We start from the raw sequence: 15,923 nt of genomic DNA, 5'->3' as shown, positions 1-15,923 counted from the left end.
AGGCGGGGTTCCGGGGCGCGCTTCGCGAGCGACGCCTATTCGCCATGTGCCGGTTCGATGCTACCGAACGACGAGACCAGGCCCGCGAGCGCGGTGCCGTAGGCGGCCTCCAGGTTGTCCAGGCACTCGGTGCAGGCATCGGCGCGCTGGCGTGCCACGGCGCGCGCCAGGCGGAACTGGAGCACCTTGCATTCGGTTGCGATTCTGCTGGCCGCCTCGCCGATGGCCGGCGGCACCGGATGGCCGTGTTCGCCGAGCCAGTTCAGGCAGTGATGAAGCATCTCGAAGTTGGCGCCCAGCTGGCGTGGCAGGTTGAATCCGTAGTGATGGAAGTAGGCATCGCCGCGCGCAAGGATGGCGTCGACCTGCGCCGGGAACTCGGTACGCCAGCGCGTGATGGGGTTCTGCGCCGGGCGCCGGCCGAGGTGATAGCGCATCAGCTGTGCAACCGTATGGGCCAGTTCGCGGCCCTGCAGCGGCGCGCGCACGCGCTTCGCGCACTCGACGTACGGAAACAGGATGTTGCCGTTGGTGCTGAGTTCGGGCGTGAGCCGCATCAGGCCCCGGTAATCCTCGCCGTCGACGGTGTAGTGCCCGGAGTTGTGGTAGTAGGACATCGTCTGCGCCGCCGGATCGATCTGGACGACCGCGATCGTGGTCTTCACGTGGCTCGTGCGATAGGTCGTGTTACCCGTATCGGGCAGGTAGAAGCTGTCCATCTCCACCAGCATCGTGTGGCCGCGTCGCACCTGCTCCGCGACGTGTGCTTCCAGCGTGTCATAGATGGCACTTTCCTGCACCACCGTTCCATACAGCTGTTCCAGATCGGCCTGCGGGTATTTGAAGAAAGTGAAATGGTCGCCTTCATAGTCCTGCGTCACGGTGAACGGCAGTGCTGCGCGCGGGTCGAGGTGCCAGCCATACAGCAGCTCGATCCAGAGGTCCATGTAGCAGTTCGTTTCCTGCCAGATCGACGCCTCGCCGTGCAGCAGGCGCTGCGGCGCCACCACGGGCCGTACGGTCTGCGTGGGTGCCAGGGCATCCGCTGTGCATTGCTCCATCTCGTTTCCTCCGGGTTGGGATGGCAGGCGGCGGGGAGCCGGCCGGCCATGCGCGTGCGTGTCCATCAGCATTGGAGCCGTTCCGGCGCGGCAGTTCGGTACGCTTTCCAACAGATTGGCCGTCGTCCGGCCACGACCACGGCCCGGCGGGCAACGTGTGCGGAATCGAACAGAATCGTTTTCATCCGGATCCCTACACTGGCCACATCCACGCTGGCCGGCGTGTGCAAACGCGTTCGTAGCGCATACCGGCACGCAGGCACCAGGAAGCATGATGAGAGCGCCGCGCATAGGGCCCCGTGCATGACAACTGGCTCAACCAGGCAAGCCGCGCCCGCAGGGACATGGCCGTATTCGGAGTCAAGGGGGACGTTGTGAGCAAGATGCCATTTTTTGCAACCGGAGCCGGAACGGTCGATGCAGCAATGCCTGCGGCTGGCGGCGAGATGCGACGTGCCATGGTGGACCACGCCGGGTGGATCCTGGGTGCCGGCCTGGTGGGCGCGGTGGTGGCCTGGATGTGCGCGGTTTCGCAGCCGCCGGTGTACAGTGCGAGCGCGCTGGTCCAGGTGCTGCAGCCGCGCGAAGGCGCGGCGCAGGCACGCAACGCCGCCGGGGCCATGCAGGCCCCCACCGTGCCGCTCGATGTCGCCATGCTGAGCAGCCGCACCGTGGTGGCCCCCGTCGTGGAGCGGCTGGGTCTCGATGTCACGGCGCAGCCCTTGCGCGCGCCGCTGATCGGCGGGCTGGTCGCGCGTTTAGCCAATCCCGGCAGCGTGGGTGCCCCGTGGCCGCAAAGCCTCGGGTACGCGTGGGGAGGCGAAAAGATCGAGGTGGACAAGCTCTCGGTGCCTGAACGCCTGCTCAACGTGCCGCTGACGCTGGAGGTCCTGCCCGACAACGGGTACCGGCTCTACGACCGCGACAGCGAACTGCTAGATGGCCATGTGGGCACGCGGGCGGAGGCGAACGGCGTGGCGCTGATGGTGTCGCGCATTGACGCCCGGCCCGGCACGCGCTTCATGCTCACGCGCCACGACCTGGTGCAGACGATCAGCGACGTGGCCAACGGGCTGCGCGTCGAGATGCAGCCCGGCGATGCGAACACGGTGAGCATCTCGTGGCGGACCGCCGACCGAACGGCCGCTGCCGCGCTGGTCAATGGCATCACCGAGTCGTTCATCGGCAACCAGGCCACGCAGCGGCGCGACGATACGGCGACGACGCTGGCCTTCCTGGGCAACGAGATCCCGCGCGTCAAAGGGGAACTGGAGCGCGCCGAGGCCGCATTGACGCGCTACCGCTCGAAGGCGGGTTCCATGGCACCGACACAGGATGCGCAGTCGTACCTGTCTGGCAGCATGGACTACCAGCGCCAGATCGCGTTGCTGAAGCTGGAACGCACGCGGCTGCTGCAACGGTTCACCGAGGAAGCGAACGAGGTCAAGACGGTCGACAACCAGATCCAGCAACTGGTGCGCGAGCGCAAGGACATGGATTCGCGCTACCAGAACATTTCCGCGACCGAGCGGGAATCGGTGGCGCTGACGCGCGACGTGAAGGTCGCCGAAGACATGTACATGACGTTGCGCAACAAGTTGGAGCAACTGTCGCTGGTGCAGCTCGATCGCGTGGGACTGGTGCGGGTGCTGGACAGCGCGCTGGTGCCGGTGCGCCCCGTGGGCCTGGGCCCCTGGCCTGCCACCGCGGCAGGCGCGCTGATGGGGCTCTGCCTGGCGATGGCCTGCGTGACCATGCGCCAGCGCGTCCGGCCCACGCTGGGCTCCGCCAACGACGCCGAACTGCGGCTCGGGCTGCCGATGCTTGGCGACGTCGTGTTCAGCCAGGAGCAGGTGGAGTTGGAGAAGCTTGTCGGTGCGCGTGCGAAGTCGGTGCAGGAAAAGGTCGCGGGGCTGCTGGCGCACGCGCCCGGCCACGCGCTCGTCAACCAGGACGAACTCGCCGTCAACTGCCAGGATGACCTCGATGGCGCCGAGCGCTTGCTGCGGCTTGGCTTGCACGATCAGTTCCTGCTGGCGCGCAATGCCCCGCACTCGATGGCGGTGGAAGGGTTGCGCAGCGTGCGCGCGGCGCTGCATTTCATGTTGCGTGATGCGCCGCAACGGGTGCTGGCGGTGACGAGTCCCACGGCGGGCGCCGGCAAGACGTTCGCATCGGTCAATCTTGCCGTGCTGTTTGCCGAAGCCGGCCAGCGTGTGTTGCTGATCGATGCCGATCTGCGGCGCGGCAAGGTGGGCAACTGGTTCGACCTGCCCACCGACGTGGGCCTCGCCGACCTGCTCGCCGGTCGCGTGGCGTTGCCGGAGGCCGTTCAGCGCACCGTGATCAACGGCCTGTCCGTGCTGCCGGCTGGCCTGCCTCCGGTGAACCCGTCGGAGCTGCTGATGCATCCGGCGTTCGCGGAATGCGTGCGGGCCTGCGCGGACCGCTTTGACCTGGTACTGATCGATACGCCGCCCGTGCTGGCCGTGGCCGACGCCGCGCTCGTCGCGAACGTGGTCGGCGGCACGTTGATGGTGCTGCGCGCAGGGTCGACGTTGCCCGACCAGGTCGATGAATCGCTCAAGCGGCTGGCACGTGCGCACGCCAATCTGTCGGGTGGCATCCTCAATGGCGTCACACCGAAGCGCAGCAACCAGGCGGAGTTCGGCACCATGAATCCCTACCTGGGCATGCCCTTGGTGGCGACGTCAGTCAGACAGATCGCCCACGTGCGCACCGGGTCCGGCGAGGCGGCCTGAAGCACAGCCGGCGGCCCGCCGGCGTACGCGTTGCCGCCCGGCAACGCGGGCGGGGCGATTCAGTGGGGGGAGGGGTGGATCACTGGGGGCAGGGGCGGTTCACTGGCCTTCCGCCACGCCTTCCATCAACGACTGGAGCGGCGCGGCCAGCGTTGCTTCTGCCTCGTTCGGCGTATTCATCCTGACCAGGTAGTCACACTTGGCCAGTTCGACACCGGCCTGGTACCGGACTTCCTGCGCTGGCTGCCCACCACGCAAGCAGTTCAGCAGCACCCGTACGAGGTTGGCGCCGGCCATATGGGTAAAGGGATAGCCGCCGCCGAATCTTGGATTCATTTCCAGCAGGTAGTGGCGTCCGTCGCGTTCGATCATATCGCAGTCGACGTTGCCGATATGTCGCAACTCCCGGCTGATGCGTGCGGCCAGTTCGCGGAATGGCGTGCCTTCGACAGTGATGGCCTGGTCCGTCTCTCCCGCCCGCATCCTCAGTTTCTTGCGCACCGCGAATCCGACCAGGTTCGCGTGGAGATCATTGAAGATATCGATCCCGTATTCCTGGCCCGAAATCATTTCCTGGATCAGCACCTGTTCACCTGGCTGGCCCAACATTCCGAAGATCGATTGCTGCCAGATCCGCTGGCAGTAGGCATGGGCAAAGCGAAGCTCGTTTCGGTCCTCGACGAAGAAGATGCCAAAGCTTGCGCTGCCCCAGCGGGGTTTGACCACGAGGGGGAAATTCACCGAGCCCGCCGCAATGGCAGACTCCGCGCTGTCCAGCGTCGCATAGCTGCGCGGCGTGGACAGCCCAATCGATTCGGCGAACTGCGCTGTCAGGAACTTGTCCGCGCATAGGCGGATGACCTCGCTGGACGAGATGACGGGTATCGTACCTATCTCGCGAAACCGTTGTGCGTGCGCCGCGATGAGCGGCAGTTCGAGGTCATTCAGCGACAGGATGGCCGAAACCCGATGCTCCCTGCATACGTCGAGCAGGAAGTCGATGTAGTGCTCGGCATGGAGGCTTGGCGCGGTCAGGAATACATCGCACGCACTCGCGGCTGTCGTATTGGCTTGCATGTCCACGCCGAGTACCTTGCCGGCGCCATTCAGCTCCGACTTGAAATACTCGACCAGATAGCGCCTTCTACCTACGCATGTCAGCAGGACATTCATGTGCACTCCGATTGCATCCAGTCTGATGTATCCGCCAGAACGTCACGGGAAAATGCGACATACCGCATGAAGACGCATCACGTTGAGCGAACCGGCATCTCTTCCTCCGGTATGCACGAGGGCGCGCTGGGGGCGGGCTGGACGACCGCCGGACTGCCTGTGAACGTCGGCACGGTCACGTCCCCCGCGGCATTGATGCCACGGTGGCGCATGACCACGCCCGGCGTGAGCCAGAGGATCCTCAAATCCAGCCAGAAGGATTGGTGATCCACGTACCAGGTGTCGAAGCGAAACTTTTCTTCCCAGGTGAGCGCGTTGCGCCCGTTGATCTGCGCCCAGCCAGTTATTCCGGGACGGACAAGATGACGCCGTGCCTGGTCGGCCGAGTAGCACGGTACGTATTTCATTGGCAAGGGCCGCGGGCCAACGACACTCATGTCTCCTACCAGTACGCACCAGAACTGGGGCAGCTCATCGAGGCTCGATCGGCGAAGGAAGGCACCAAACGGCGTGAGCCGGTCTTCATCCGGCAAGAGTTCGCCATCGGGGCCTCGCGCCTCCGTCATGCTGCGGAACTTGATGAACTTGAATGGCTTGGCGCCAAGTCCTGCGCGTGTCGTACGGAAGAACACGGGACTGCCGAGCTTCCAGCGCACCACGCCAGCCAGGACCAGCAACGGCAAGGCCAAGGCAAGTAATGCCACGGCGGCGAAAACGATGTCGAAAGAGCGCTTCATGATCGATCTGTCTGGTTTGTCCAGGAGCGATGCTCGCAGTCGTCCCTGGACAGACAACGGATATCCGCTCCGGAGTCAATCTAACCATGCCGGGCTGCTGCGTGAAGCGCGGAAATGTGGCCGAGGCCACGTACTGCCGTGCGGCGGATCGTGCAAGAACGGTGGACCGCTCAACATTGAAGATTGCGACGCGAGATCGGTCATGTGTGGGCGCCCGCACGGATGACAGGGGCGGCTGCCTCTAGATTGACGTGACATGACTGGCCAGGCGCTGATGCCAGCGATCAAGGCATCTTGTACTGCGCAGACCCGCAAGGGCCGACGCGCAAGTTCAATGGGAGAAGCAATGACGATCGCGTCGACGGATACGGTGATTATCGGCGCCGGCCCATATGGCTTATCGATTTCGGCTCATCTGTCCAGGTCCGGTGTCCCCCATCAAATTCTCGGGAAACCCATGCATGCGTGGAGAGACTTCATGCCCCCCGGGATGCTCCTGCGCTCGGAGCCGTTCGCCTCCAGTCTCTATGCGCCATGGCGGGGCTACACGATGGAAGCGTACTGTCGTCGCCATCGTATCGCCTACAAGGCAGTGGGCATCCGCATGCCGCTGGAACTCTTCGTGGACTACGGGCTTTGGTTTCAGTCGCAGGTGGTTGACCATGCGCGCCCGGTGGAAGTCGTCGACATGCATCGCGCGGATGGCGGCTTTCAGCTGGCCCTGGCCGGTGGCGGTTCCCTGGTGGCGCGGCGTGCGGTCATCGCCCTGGGCCTGAAGGGATTCGCGCAAAGGCCTCTCGCCCTGCAGGGCTTGCCGCGACCCTATGTGGTGCACTCCAGTGAAATCGGGAACCTCGCCTGGGCGGAAGGCAAGGATATCGTCGTCGTCGGCGGCGGGCAGTCGGCGATCGGGCTGGCGGCACTGTTCAGCGAGCTCGGCGCCCGCGTTCGCCTGCTCGTGCGCGATGAGGTGAATTGGAGTGGCGAGCAGCGCAGCGTCCGCAGGGGCGTGACGAGGCTTCTTAGAGGGCGCGTTGGCCTGGGGCGCGGCTGGAATTCCAATAGTCCGGGTTCGCTGCTGATGTCATTCCTGCTGTCCGAATACCCGGTGGTCTTCCACATGATGGATGCCTCAAGGCGCAAGAAGATCATGGAGACCGGCTGGGCAGCGTCGGGTGCCTGGTGGCTGCGTAGCCGGGTGGAAGGCAAGGTCGACATCTCCACGCAGACCGAGATCACGCACGCCGAACTCAAGAACGAGCAGATCGTTCTGCAGGTGGCGACAGGGAGCAAGCCGTCCAGTATCCGCGCGGATCATGTGGTACTCGCCACGGGGTTCAAGACCGATATGGCGAAGCACGCCTTTCTTTCGGAGGAGCTTCGGGATGCGCTCTCGCTCGACGGTGGCTCGCCAGGCCTGACCCGCAACTTCGAAACCAATGTGCCCGGCCTGTATGTCGTGGGTCCGGCGGCCGCGCCGAGCTTTGGTCCCGCCCTGCGTTTCATCTATGGCGCCAAGTATGCGGCCCCACACCTCGCAGGGCACATCGGTCGATGCTTCAGGAAGGAAGCCGGCAATCACATCATCAAACCTCAGGCGGCTCCCGTGGAGCCGGTAGAGGCAAAGAGCGGAAGCGTTCTGCATGGGCAAGGCATTCTTCAGGCCCCGGAAAACTAGGCTGGCAGGGTTCTCAACATTCCCGCAAGAACAGTAGGAGACACCATGAATTCGCTGAGCAGGCCCATGCGTAGTGTGTTGACGACAAAGCTCAAGCAGTGGGTGAAGCCATACGCGCCCACGTGGCTGCTGAACTACCACCACAACCGGATCATCCGCAAGGACGGGGCGAGATATCAAGGCAAGACGCTGCGCGAGGTGTTTTCCAATGTCTATGAAACCGGCGCCTGGGGCGTGGCGGAGGACCCCGCGGAGTTCTACAGCGGAAGCAGCTCCCATGACCCGACGATCGTCGACACCTATGTCAAGGCCGTGACGGCCTACCTGGCATCGATGCCGAGTCGGCCTGACGTCGTGGATCTTGGGTGCGGTGATTTCAATATCGGCAAGCGCATTCGACCCGCTTGCGCGCGCTATATCGCGTGCGACGTGGTGGAGCCGGTCGTCCGGTCGAACCGCACCCGGTTCGCGGGCCTGGATGTGGACTTCCGGTGCGTCGACATTACCAGCGAGCCCTTGCCGGCAGGCGACGTCGTGTTCCTGCGCCAGGTACTGGATCACCTGGATAACGCGCTCATCGCCGAAGTACTGGCCCGCCTGACGCCGTACAGGATACTGATCCTGACGGAGTACTCGCCAGCGACACCCGGCTTCACACCAAACCTCGACAAGCCCATCGGCTCCGCGCTCCGACTCTGGGGCGAGAAGCCGAGCGCGATCGAGCTGACCGCGCCGCCGTTCAACCTCAAGGTCTTGTCGACGCGGCTGCTCTGCGAGGTGAAGGACAGCGGAGGCGTCATTCGTACCACGGCGTACGAACTGGCGCGGGACAACCATGGCTGACCCGTGCCAGGACCGGGATGACACCGACAGGCAATCCTCCGCGGTGAATGCCCGTGACCGGATCGTGGGCCGTGGGCAAAGCACCGGAGCCAGGACATGAAGCAAGACTTGTTTGCCGTGCAGTCGCTGCGTGCCGTCGCGGCGATCGCCGTGGTCGCCTATCATTCCGCCGCCACGATCCGGAATTTCGGATGGACGCCAGGTGTCTTCAGCAATGCCAGCCAATGGGGATGGGCGGGCGTTGATATCTTCTTCTTCATATCCGGATTCGTGATGGTGATCGCGACGTCGGGCCACAGTCGCGGACCGCTGGCAGCCAAGGATTTCATGGTCGCCAGGCTCGCGCGCATCGTGCCGATGTACTGGATTCTCACCAGCCTGATGCTCGCCATGCTGTGGGTAGTACCGAACCTCAAGCACTTCGAGTTCACAGCGACGGAGATCCTGGACTCTTACCTCTTTGTCCCCTATGAGGTCGAGGGCGAGGGCAATGTCTACCCGGTGCTCTATGTGGGCTGGACGCTGATCTATGAAATGTTCTTCTATCTGGTCTTTGCCATCTCGATCTGTTTCCCCGAGCGAGCCGCGCGTTGGGCCTTGCCCGCATTCTTCGTGGTGCTTTCGGTCCTGTCACTGACCCGGCCCACGCCATACATCTACCGATTTCTGACGTCCCCGTTGCTGCTGGAATTCGTGTTTGGTTGCATGTTTGCCTGGGTCTACAGATCTGGCTACCGACTCTCCAAACCGGGCTTCGCCGCGTTGATCGCCATCGGCGTCATCGGGTTTTTTGTCCTGACGCCCAGCGCTTCGATGGACTACCGGGTGCTCACGGCGGGCATTCCGGCGGCGCTGCTCGTATCCGGGGCGGTGCTCTGGGAGAGTGCCGGCGGCTGGGCAGGCGGGAGCTGGCTGCCGATCGTCGGCGATTCCTCATACTCGCTGTACCTGATGCAGGCGTTCACCATCCCGGGCTTTGCTCGCCTTTTTTCCGGGATCGACAAACACAGGATCTTGCCGGGCGATGTCGCCTGCCTGTTGATCGTGAGCGCCACGATCGTGGTGTCGATGATTGTCTACAGGGTTGTCGAGCGAAGAATCGACGTAAAGATGCGGGCGTTGCGCCGGAGGGTATTGACGCGGTCGGCGGCCCTGGACCGGAGTGCATAGCGCGGACGGTGTGCATTCCGTGTCCAGCGCCACACAACACGGCAAAGCCTGCTCGCCTCGTGGGCTATATTGATCCAGCGAGGTGTCAAGCCGCGCCTGGCTGCCCGCATGGTCCGTATCGGGTCCCGTGCGGCGCCGCGCCGGCACGCAACCCCTTTGCACCCAAGGCTCACCTTTTCCTGGCCGAGGATCGGCTGTTCAAACAGAGGCCATCGCCTGTCGGCTGCGCGTTTGCCGCGCCATGCCAAATCGGGTGCGGTTTCTCGGAGTCATTGTGATGAAGCGCGTTTTTGATATTGTCCTGGCCTTGCTGGGTATGTTGCTGCTTGCCATTCCGCTGCTGCTGCTGATTGTCCTCGTGCGCGTGCGGTTGGGCAAACCGGTTTTCTTCCGGCAGTTGCGGCCGGGACTTCATGGCAAGCCATTCCATATCCTCAAGTTCCGTACGATGACCGATGCGCGCGGACCCGATGGCGAACTCTTGCCGGATCCGGAGCGGCTGACCAGGTTTGGAGCGTTTCTGCGCTCGACCAGTCTCGATGAGCTGCCTGAACTCTGGAACGTCCTCAAGGGTGACATGAGTCTGGTGGGGCCACGGCCGCTGTTGATGGAATACCTGCCGCGCTACTCTCCTGAGCAGATGCGCCGCCACCTGGTCCGTCCCGGCATTACAGGGCTCGCACAGATCAGCGGGCGCAACACGATCAGCTGGGAGGAGAAGTTCCGGCTCGACGTCTGGTACGTCGATCATGTATCGGTGTGGCTGGATATCGTGATCCTGTGGAAGACCGTCATCAAGGTCGTCGCGCGCGAGGGTATCAGCGCCGTGGGAGAGTTCTCCGCCCCGCGCTTCATGGGCAGCAAACGGAGCGTCGCCGACCCCGATGCCGCACGCGCGCCGGAAACCGGGGGCGACCGCCGGGACGTACAGGTAAGCGGCCAATCGGCAGGTTGAGGGTCCCGATGCAGCTATCCTGGACACTGGTTGTTCATAGTGGAGGCGCTTCACTGACGATTCCCCTTGCGGGCCTGGTTGCGCTCCGCCTGGCCTACCTTGGTTTGTGGAAGCGCGCGTGCTATTGGATCATGTCGCTGGTGGGCGGCGCAGCCCTCATTCTTGCAGGGAAGCTGGCGTTCGAGTTCAATGGCTGGTCCATGCCATCGGTGAACGTGTACAGCGTGAGCGGGCACGCCATGCTCACGGCATCGGTCTATCCGATGCTCGGTGCCGTACTGGGATCGGCCTGGAGCCAGCGAATGGCCAGGATCGGCCTGTCCGCCGGCATATGCATGGCCCTCGTGGTGGCGGTTGCCCTGGTGGTCGGGCACTATCACACGCCCGCCGAAACCCTGATCGGCATGACGGTCGGCTCCGCCGTGGCGTGGATCAACCTGCGTCACCTTCGTCGGCCCGATCCCCAGCCCGTTCGTCGGCCCGCGCACACCAGTCGAGTGTCGGTGCTTGCGAGGCTGGCGCTTTGCGGATTCCTCTTCGTTTTTGCGCTGGCAGGGACCAGTCCGGTGAAAAACCGATTGTGGTCACGCGGACTGGATTGGTTCGGTATTACCGAGCGCTATTCCCGATACATCGACACCGATCCGGTCTCGGGCCAAGTCGTGGTGACCGTCGTGAAATGCCAGGTGGCGGCGTATCGCGTCTGCTCCGAGACCTACTGAGTACCGAGCCGCGGCTCCGCGCCGTGCATCACTGATCGCGAATCACTCGCGAAGTCATCTGGACCGCGCGAGTCGTGATGAATTTCCGGTCCTTGGCGCTGGTCGACACGCAGGTATGGGAATCGACCACGCAGTCCGCGCCGATGCTGGTGCCAGGGAATAGCGTCGCACGCGTCCCCAGAAAGCACCGCGGTCCGATGGCGGAGTTGCCGTTGAGCACGGCGTGCGGAGACAGCACGGAGCACGCACCCACCCGGGCACCATGCCCGATTCCGCAGCCGGCATTGGCCACCACGCCATCCTCCACCACCGCGTCCCGGCTGATGACCGTGAACGGAAAGATCAATGCGCCGATGCCCAGACGGGAGCAGGGCGATACGACGGCCGTGTCATGGACGTAGCTGGGCACCTCGACCCCGATTTCCAGGAGCCACGACAGCACGTCTTGCCGTACCTGGGTGGCGGCGATCGCCACCAGCACGGCCTGGTGCGGCGCTGGTCGAAACTGCCGGATCGGGCCCAGATTTGGCAGGTCTATGCCGTCCGGCACCTTGTCCGGTGTGTCATCGATAAAGCCTGCCACCGATGGTCCGCCGCGGTGTGCTTCGACCTGCAAATAATCGTAGAGCTCCAGCCCGAGACCGCCTGAACCGGCGATGACAACGGATGAGACGGCATTTGCTTGAATGAGTGGCATGACGTGTTGGTACTGAGGCGAAGCGGCGTTCCAGTTCGGCAGCTGACGACGGCTGGACGAAAACCCCAGCCGCCGTCGCCTGGCTAAGCCCGCTTGGTCTGCCCGTTGCCGTAGTCGGCGAGATAGCGGTACTTGCCAAAGTAGCTGTGGGCGCGGTACCAGCGTCCCTCGATCAGAAGCCCGTTGAACAGTACGCCCTTGACATCGGCGCCGGCCTGCAGGATGGCGCGTTGCGACGCCAGCAGTTCGGCGGTCGTGGTCTTTTCGGCACGCGCCACGAGAAACACGGCGCCAGCCTTGCCTGCCAGAATGCCTGCGTCGGCAGCCACCAGCACGGGCGGTGTGTCGATCAGCACGACGTCATAGCGCGCCTTGAGCTGCTCGAGCAGGGAGTCCATGGTGGGGCTCAGTAGCAGATCCGTCGAGTGCGGGGGTTGGGAGCCGGTCGGTATGAAATCCAGACCGGGCGCCACCTGCCGCTGCAACACCTGTTCCAGGGGCGCGCCCATCAGCAGTTCGGTCAAGCCGGGACCACGCCTGGTATCGAAGGAACTCTGCAGACTGCCACGGCGCAGGTCGGCATCGACTAGCACCACGCGGAGTCCGGTGGCGGCGATCGCGGCAAAGTTGGTACAGATAAAGGACTTGCCGACGCCCGGGGCAGGCCCGGTGATCACCACGGTCCGGTTCTTGCTCCCTGCCATAGCGAAACGCAATGCGGTACGGAAGCTGCGCAAACTCTCCACGGCGGGATCGTCCGGCTGCTGGAGTGCCAGGAGGCCGGCGCCCGGTGACAGATGCGACTGTTGCTTGCTGAAGGGGATCGTCGAGTAGACCGTCATCCCCGTCTGCCGCTCGATCTCGTCCGGGTCGGCCACGCCGCCTTCGAGCGTATGGCGCACGAAGATCACCAGCAGGCCAGCCACCACGCCCAGCGCCAGCGATAGCCCGACGATGAGCACCCGATCCGGCCGGACGGGCCTGAGCGGCGGGTCTGCCGGGTCGACGATCCGCGCCGTTCCCACCTTGCTCGCCTTGATCAGCTTGAGCTGCTGGACGTCGTTGAGCAGGGACTGCAGCATCTCGGTGCTGACCTTGACGTCGCGCATCAGGCGCACCACGTTCTGTTCCACCTCCGGCAGCTTCTGGATCCGTCCGGTGACACCGTTCAACTGGGCGGTGAGGCTGGAGATCTGACCGTCGACGAGTGAGATCGCAGGGTGCGTTGGCGTGAATCGCGCCGCCAGTTCCTGCCGCTTTTGCTGCAACTCCTGCAGCTTGGTCTGAATCTGTACCGACTGGCCCAGGATCAGCTTGGATTCCTCGCCAAGGTCGACCGTGCCGCGTTGATTGCGCATCGCGTTGTACTTGGTCTCGGACGTGTCGACCTGCTGCCTGAGCAGCGGCAACTGTTGTTCGAGAAAGGCGAGTGACTTTTCGGCTTCGGCGGCTTTGCGGCGGATGTTCTGGTCAACGTAGGCATTGCCGATTTCATTGAGGATGGCCGCCGTCATGTCCGGCGAAGTGCCTTCCAGTGATACGCCAAGCACGCCGCTATCCTTGCCGCGCTCGCTGATCGACAGCTTCTCCTGCAAGCGCGCGATGCCCGCGGCACGGGCCAGGCGACGCAGCACAAACTGCGTACCGGGGCGTCCATCCATCTGGCTGACCAGGATGGTGACGGCGCCGTGGGCCGTCTTGATCGTCAATGGCGATCCCACTTTGCCGGTCGCCTCGGCATCGTCGCTGGCGAACCGGACCTTGTAGGTGTTGTCAGCCTGTGCGGTCAGCAGGATCTTGCGCTCCTCCATGGACGCGGGCACGTCAAGCTGGGACACGGTAATCGACTCATGGCCCCACGCAAAGCCACCCCATCCAAACAACCCGGGGTGCGACAGCTCATGATTGAAGCCGGCGATCGACGCGCCAATCACGGGGAAGTAGCGCGGTGAGGCATCGATGTACAGCTGCAGGTTGTCGAACGCCTTGCCGACCACCATGCGCGAGCGCAGGAGTTCGATCTCCGCGGAAGCGGCGGGCTTGGTTTCGGGGCCCTGCGAGAAGGCGGCGATGAGCTTGCTGACGTGGTTGCCGCCCAATTCCTCCACCTGCACCGTCATGTTCGTGCGGTAGACGGGCTTCGCGAGCATGGCATAGGTGATGCCGATCACGATGGCGATGCCTATGACGAGCAGGAAGGTCTTTCGATAGCGGGCCAGCAGATCGATGTAGGCGGTAAAGTCCACCGTGCTCTGCTGTTCGTCGACGCTTGCCGGGCCCGGATCCCGGGTGCTGACCGTTCTCATGATGCCTCTCCTCGACCCTTAGTTGGTGCAACCTCTCCGAGCCTTGCAGACCATGATGCGATGCCCTGTTTGATTAGTTCTAAAACGATGTAGAACATGGTCGGCGAGCACCCGTACGGATCCGGCACGTCAGTAGATGTGGATTCGCAAATCCGATGGGTTTTTCCGCGTGCGATGGGGAAAGCGCGCTCGATTTCTTCGCGTTGCTCGCTGTCCATCACAAGAATCAGGTCTGCCGCCGCCACGAGTGCGCCATCGACTGCACGGGCGCGGTGACTGCCGATATCCAGGCCCTCGCGCGCAAGCAGCTTGACGGCGCTGGGATCGGCGGGGGCGCCAACCGGCGGGGCCAGTCCGGCCGAAGTCACTTCGCATGCGGGCATGTGACGGCTCAGCAGGCCAGCCGCCATAGGGCTGCGACAAACGTTGCCGATACAAATCACCAGGATTGAGCGCGTCATATTTCGCATCCGGCTACTTGAATGCCGTGGCAGTACTGAACACAGGCTGCGTGCTCGGTAACAACTGGTTGATCACGCGGCTCCAGCGGACCACTTCGCGTGCGTCCACATACACCACGTCCTTCGGTTCCAGCTCGAATCCCTCGGCAATCGCCAGCGCCGCCGGCGAGTTGCCGTCCAGGTGGAAGATGTTCGGCTCGCCATCGGGCGCCTTGCGAATCACGTAGATCTGCTCCGCATTGGCCGAACTCGGATTGACGCCACCGGCATCGCCCAGTGCCTCGTTCAGCGTCATCTTGCCGTTGCGCATGAGCAGGGATGCCGGGCGCACGACTTCGCCCGTCACGAAGATCTTGTTGTCCTCGCGCTGTTCCACGCGGACGATGTCGCCCGAGCGCAGCAGGATGCGGGACGGGTCAATGCCCTTGGACAGCAGCGCTGGGATGTTGACGTACCAGCTGCGCTCGCCGCGCGTCACGCGGATGCGGCTGTTGTCGCCGGTCAGGTTCAGCACGCCGCCGGCGCGATTCAGCGCTTCCACCAGCGTCATCGGCGCGTCATCGATCGCCTGCATGCCGGGCGTCTTGACCTCGCCGTCCACGTAGACACGCTGGCTACGGAAGCCGAGCACCCGCACCGTCATCTGCGGGTTCCTGACGACGCGCGACAGGACACGCGCCATCTGGTCGCGCACCTCGTTGGCGGTCTTTCCGCCCACCTTCATGACGCCAGCGTAGGGAAACTGCACATCGCCCTGTGCGCTGACCACATAGCCCGGTACGTTGGAGCCGCCGCTGGACGTCGGCATCTCGAAGGCGGCGCCGATGCTGTAGGTCTGCGTGGGAAACACCAGTTCGGGGTGGTCCCATACGACGACCGAAATGATGTCGCCAGGGCCGATCAGATACGGCTGCGGCGTGGCGAACAGTTCGTCGACGCGCAGGTTGTCCATACGGGGCTTGCCGCGCTGGGCATTCACCAGGTCGAGGGTGATCGGTGTCACCTTGGGCACGACATCGGGACCGATGGCGCTCACCACTGCCTTGTTGTCAAAGTACATGCCCGGCGATGCCGAGCAGGCGGCCAGCAGACCGGTGGCGGCGAGCATGAACAGGCGGGAAGCGATGTCGCGGCGATGGGTAGCAAGGATGCTCCGGAAATGCATGCCCCAATTGACTGGTCTCACGGTGGTCTCCTTACTGAAGGCAGTGGACATCGCACCGCATAGGCGATGCCCCGATGGTTCGTATCGTAGGAGGGGCCGTACCATGCATCGGTGCGTTGTCGCACGTTGGGTTTTGGCGAAGGTGCGCGGGCCGGTACAGGTCCTTCCAACCCTTGCCGGCGGCTGGATGCGC

At 63.9% G+C, this 15,923-nt stretch carries 13 protein-coding genes; 6 read left to right on the top strand and 7 right to left on the bottom strand.

Annotated features, from left to right (window positions below; translation table 11 throughout):
• Positions 1-35: 35 nt before the first annotated feature.
• Positions 36-1,061 (bottom strand): DUF1839 family protein, encoded by a 1,026-nt coding sequence (locus MFF62_RS09245; RefSeq protein ID WP_238262394.1) that lies wholly within the window; start codon positions 1,059-1,061, stop codon positions 36-38.
• A 425-nt stretch (positions 1,062-1,486) separates the two neighbouring features.
• On the opposite strand from MFF62_RS09245, the gene MFF62_RS09240 reads away from it, so the two are divergent.
• Positions 1,487-3,823 carry a polysaccharide biosynthesis tyrosine autokinase gene (locus tag MFF62_RS09240; RefSeq protein ID WP_238262392.1) on the top strand — a complete coding sequence of 779 codons (2,337 nt, stop codon included), beginning with the start codon at positions 1,487-1,489 and terminating at the stop codon, positions 3,821-3,823.
• 99 nt (positions 3,824-3,922) lie between these two features.
• On the opposite strand, the gene MFF62_RS09235 is transcribed toward MFF62_RS09240, so the two are convergent.
• Both MFF62_RS09235 and MFF62_RS09230 read right to left on the bottom strand, forming a co-directional pair.
• Positions 3,923-4,996: an ATP-grasp domain-containing protein gene (locus MFF62_RS09235; RefSeq protein ID WP_238262390.1), complete on the bottom strand. Its 1,074-nt coding sequence runs from the start codon at positions 4,994-4,996 to the stop codon at positions 3,923-3,925.
• Between the two features lie 77 nt (positions 4,997-5,073).
• Positions 5,074-5,733 (bottom strand): sugar transferase, encoded by a 660-nt coding sequence (locus MFF62_RS09230; RefSeq protein ID WP_238262388.1) that lies wholly within the window; start codon positions 5,731-5,733, stop codon positions 5,074-5,076.
• A 346-nt stretch (positions 5,734-6,079) separates the two neighbouring features.
• Between MFF62_RS09230 and MFF62_RS09225 the strand changes: the two genes are divergently transcribed.
• The 5 genes from MFF62_RS09225 to MFF62_RS09205 all read left to right on the top strand — a co-directional run bounded on the left by MFF62_RS09225 (position 6,080) and on the right by MFF62_RS09205 (position 11,101).
• Positions 6,080-7,411, top strand: coding sequence for an NAD(P)-binding domain-containing protein (locus MFF62_RS09225; protein WP_238262387.1), 1,332 nt, complete (start codon positions 6,080-6,082; stop codon positions 7,409-7,411).
• 45 nt (positions 7,412-7,456) lie between these two features.
• Positions 7,457-8,254: a class I SAM-dependent methyltransferase gene (locus MFF62_RS09220; protein ID WP_238262385.1), complete on the top strand. Its 798-nt coding sequence runs from the start codon at positions 7,457-7,459 to the stop codon at positions 8,252-8,254.
• A gap of 96 nt (positions 8,255-8,350) precedes the next feature.
• Positions 8,351-9,424 carry an acyltransferase family protein gene (locus MFF62_RS09215; RefSeq protein WP_238262383.1) on the top strand — a complete coding sequence of 358 codons (1,074 nt, stop codon included), beginning with the start codon at positions 8,351-8,353 and terminating at the stop codon, positions 9,422-9,424.
• Positions 9,425-9,701: 277 nt separating this feature from the next.
• Positions 9,702-10,379 carry a sugar transferase gene (locus MFF62_RS09210; protein WP_283205328.1) on the top strand — a complete coding sequence of 226 codons (678 nt, stop codon included), beginning with the start codon at positions 9,702-9,704 and terminating at the stop codon, positions 10,377-10,379.
• 8 nt (positions 10,380-10,387) lie between these two features.
• Entirely contained in the window at positions 10,388-11,101 is a 714-nt protein-coding gene (locus MFF62_RS09205) for a phosphatase PAP2 family protein (protein ID WP_238262381.1), read from the top strand.
• 28 nt (positions 11,102-11,129) lie between these two features.
• Here the strand turns inward: MFF62_RS09205 and MFF62_RS09200 are convergent, their stop codons facing one another.
• The 4 genes from MFF62_RS09200 to MFF62_RS09185 all read right to left on the bottom strand — a co-directional run bounded on the left by MFF62_RS09200 (position 11,130) and on the right by MFF62_RS09185 (position 15,673).
• Entirely contained in the window at positions 11,130-11,798 is a 669-nt protein-coding gene (locus MFF62_RS09200) for an acetyltransferase (protein WP_238262379.1), read from the bottom strand.
• 83 nt (positions 11,799-11,881) lie between these two features.
• Positions 11,882-14,104, bottom strand: a complete 2,223-nt coding sequence (locus tag MFF62_RS09195) for a polysaccharide biosynthesis tyrosine autokinase (protein WP_238262377.1) — start codon at positions 14,102-14,104, stop codon at positions 11,882-11,884.
• Positions 14,101-14,565, bottom strand: coding sequence for a low molecular weight protein-tyrosine-phosphatase (locus MFF62_RS09190; protein ID WP_238262375.1), 465 nt, complete (start codon positions 14,563-14,565; stop codon positions 14,101-14,103). The genes MFF62_RS09195 and MFF62_RS09190 overlap by 4 nt, the downstream gene beginning before the upstream one ends.
• 13 nt (positions 14,566-14,578) lie before the next feature.
• Positions 14,579-15,673 (bottom strand): polysaccharide biosynthesis/export family protein, encoded by a 1,095-nt coding sequence (locus tag MFF62_RS09185; protein WP_238263067.1) that lies wholly within the window; start codon positions 15,671-15,673, stop codon positions 14,579-14,581.
• Positions 15,674-15,923 lie beyond the last annotated feature (250 nt).

It is taken from the genome of Cupriavidus pauculus (assembly GCF_022179805.1).
GTDB classification, from domain to species: domain Bacteria; phylum Pseudomonadota; class Gammaproteobacteria; order Burkholderiales; family Burkholderiaceae; genus Cupriavidus; species Cupriavidus pauculus_E.
Note: the sequence above shows the minus strand (reverse complement) of the source record. Positions and strands in the feature narration are given on the sequence as shown.

Coding starts and splice junctions, on each gene's coding strand:
- MFF62_RS09185 (WP_238263067.1), bottom strand. CDS start 15,673: ATGCTCGCCGCCACCGGTCTGCTGGCCGCCTGCTCGGCATCGCCGGGC.
- MFF62_RS09220 (WP_238262385.1), top strand. CDS start 7,457: ATGAATTCGCTGAGCAGGCCCATGCGTAGTGTGTTGACGACAAAGCTC.
- MFF62_RS09215 (WP_238262383.1), top strand. CDS start 8,351: ATGAAGCAAGACTTGTTTGCCGTGCAGTCGCTGCGTGCCGTCGCGGCG.
- MFF62_RS09235 (WP_238262390.1), bottom strand. CDS start 4,996: ATGAATGTCCTGCTGACATGCGTAGGTAGAAGGCGCTATCTGGTCGAG.
- MFF62_RS09225 (WP_238262387.1), top strand. CDS start 6,080: ATGACGATCGCGTCGACGGATACGGTGATTATCGGCGCCGGCCCATAT.
- MFF62_RS09205 (WP_238262381.1), top strand. CDS start 10,388: ATGCAGCTATCCTGGACACTGGTTGTTCATAGTGGAGGCGCTTCACTG.
- MFF62_RS09210 (WP_283205328.1), top strand. CDS start 9,702: ATGAAGCGCGTTTTTGATATTGTCCTGGCCTTGCTGGGTATGTTGCTG.
- MFF62_RS09240 (WP_238262392.1), top strand. CDS start 1,487: ATGCCTGCGGCTGGCGGCGAGATGCGACGTGCCATGGTGGACCACGCC.
- MFF62_RS09230 (WP_238262388.1), bottom strand. CDS start 5,733: ATGAAGCGCTCTTTCGACATCGTTTTCGCCGCCGTGGCATTACTTGCC.
- MFF62_RS09195 (WP_238262377.1), bottom strand. CDS start 14,104: ATGAGAACGGTCAGCACCCGGGATCCGGGCCCGGCAAGCGTCGACGAA.
- MFF62_RS09190 (WP_238262375.1), bottom strand. CDS start 14,565: ATGACGCGCTCAATCCTGGTGATTTGTATCGGCAACGTTTGTCGCAGC.
- MFF62_RS09245 (WP_238262394.1), bottom strand. CDS start 1,061: ATGGAGCAATGCACAGCGGATGCCCTGGCACCCACGCAGACCGTACGG.
- MFF62_RS09200 (WP_238262379.1), bottom strand. CDS start 11,798: ATGCCACTCATTCAAGCAAATGCCGTCTCATCCGTTGTCATCGCCGGT.